Source organism: Vibrio sp. 10N.261.55.A7 (assembly GCF_002877365.1).
In the GTDB taxonomy this organism is placed as follows: domain Bacteria; phylum Pseudomonadota; class Gammaproteobacteria; order Enterobacterales; family Vibrionaceae; genus Vibrio.
Genome location: NZ_MCWZ01000080.1, coordinates 1 through 1,509, shown reverse-complemented (window position 1 = coordinate 1,509; position 1,509 = coordinate 1). Strand labels below are relative to the sequence as shown.

The window sequence follows — 1,509 nt, the reverse complement described above, 5'->3', positions numbered from 1 at the left end:
CACGGTGTGTGAGAAAGATGCGGCGCAAGAGAATGCGTGTCAGGTGCTGGTGACGGTAGAAGGGGGTGCGACAGAAACTATGATGCCGAATGGGTCGCTGCTGAAGTACCTTGACTCGCCCAAGTCGTTTTTTGTGATGGCGAGCGTGCCGTCGGGCGATACAGAGCAGACGAGTGAGTTGTCTCTCGGCACGACGACGAGTGATTTGTTGGACTATCAGCAATACCTTAAGGCGTCCAATGCGAGTGAGAACGACAGGTTCGGCGCTGAATTGGCGTTGTCTGGGGATGGGCGAGTGTTGGCCGTGGGCGTTCAGAATGAAGACGGAGAGGATGGCACGGCACCTAATTCTGGTGCGGTCTACATCTATCGGGATTTGGAAAATAATGGGCGATGGACGCAGACGGCGTATTTGAAAGCCACGACGCCAGTGGATTATGATGAATTTGGTCGCAGTGTCTCGATATCTCAAGATGGTCATCGATTGGCTGTAGGAGCAAGGTATAGCGCGACAGTGTTGGATTACGATGAGACGACTGAGCGTTGGATTGAGTCCTATGTGGCGACAAGTTCCTCGGGTGACTTTGGGATTGATGTCGCGCTATCTGCCATAGGCGGCAAGACATTGGTGGTGGGTTCGTATGACGAAAACAAAGCCTATGTCTACCAAGATCTGGAGATAGGGTGGGAAGAAAAGGCGCAATTAACCACCGCTTCTCTAGACGCTAGTGATAGATTTGGACGTTATGTCGTGGTGTCGGGGGATGGCTCGGTGATTGCGATTTCAGCGCCAGATGAGGACTCGGGCGTTGTGGGTGATAGGGAAAATCAAGATGAAGAAAATTCAGGGGCGATATACACGTTCCGATACAATGAGGCTCAGACGACCTGGCTTGAGGAGAGCAGCAGTTACATGAAGATCCATAAAGACGAGATTGTCAAAGCATATTGTTATGCTAGGCCTGGGGGGTTGTCTTTGGATGGCAGTGTCCTGGTGGCATCGTGCTCTGCTAATTATTCTAATCCCGCAGTGATGGTGTATCGCTACAATAGCGTACTCGCGCAGTGGGAGGAAAGTGCTACTCTTCCTAGGAAAAGCTATAATACCCATAGCGCAGCGTTATCTGGGGATGGCCATACCATTGCGTACAATGAAAGGAGTTACCCAAGCACATCTCTAGCCCAGGGGATAGTTCTGGTGTATCGGTACGATGCCATCCATGACGTGTGGAATAAGCGAGTAGAAGTGACAGCAGCCAATGCGGAAGATGAAGATCTTTTTGGTTACGTATATTCTGATAGCAAAAAAACCACTTCTATCGTTTTATCTGACGATGGCAACACGCTTGCGGTGGGCGCTAAAGGAGAAGATGGCAGCGCCGATGGTGGTCTGACAGATATAGATAGCGGTGAAACAGATGATTCCGGTGCGGTGTACGTTTTCTAGGTGCAAGGCATTGAATTTATCGTTCATTAAGACACTGTCTCGTCCTAAAATACGTTGAAGAG

Annotated in this window: 1 protein-coding gene; it reads left to right on the top strand. The window is 50.1% G+C overall.

Annotated features, from left to right (window positions below; all coding sequences use genetic code 11):
* The coding region (locus BCU12_RS06275) for an FG-GAP repeat protein (RefSeq protein ID WP_133153822.1) at positions 1-1,447 on the top strand (1,447 nt) is incomplete at its 5' end.
* Positions 1,448-1,509: the final 62 nt, after the last annotated feature.